The sequence below is a fragment of the Collinsella sp. Sow4_E3 genome (assembly GCF_052116285.1).
GTDB lineage: Bacteria > Actinomycetota > Coriobacteriia > Coriobacteriales > Coriobacteriaceae > Collinsella.
Window position 1 is genome coordinate 1 of the sequence record NZ_JBQKLJ010000144.1, and the last position, 377, is coordinate 377.

The window sequence follows — 377 nt, forward strand, 5'->3', positions numbered from 1 at the left end:
CGGCGCGATGGGGCTTAGCTTCCGGGTTCGGAACGGGACCGGGCGTGCCCCCCATGCTCTGGCCGCTGACCGGTGGGCGGCGCCCACCGTTACGGTGCCCGGTGTCTCACTCACGTGCCCTGGGGGCCGCATGGCGCATAGGGGAGGTGACTCGGGGGCATCCTCGTGCCCGGACCGCGCCTGTGAGCGCTGGGTCCCGCGGGCCGCGAGGTGCGGTTCCGGAAGAGCTCGGGCGATTAGTGCGGCTCGGCTGAGGACGTCGCCGCCCTTGCACCTGCCGTCTATCGACCAGGTAGTCTACCTGGGCCCTTACCGGAAGGAGAACTAATCCCTGGAACGGCTTCCCGCTTAGATGCCTTCAGCGGTTATCCGCGCCG

The 377-nt window shown here is 69.5% G+C and carries 2 rRNA genes; both read right to left on the reverse strand.

Annotated elements, in window-relative coordinates:
• Positions 1 to 70, reverse strand: a 5S ribosomal RNA gene (gene rrf / locus ACTQ48_RS11675); the annotation flags it as partial.
• A 145-nt stretch (positions 71 to 215) separates the two neighbouring features.
• A 23S ribosomal RNA gene (locus tag ACTQ48_RS11680) occupies positions 216 to 377 on the reverse strand; the annotation flags it as partial.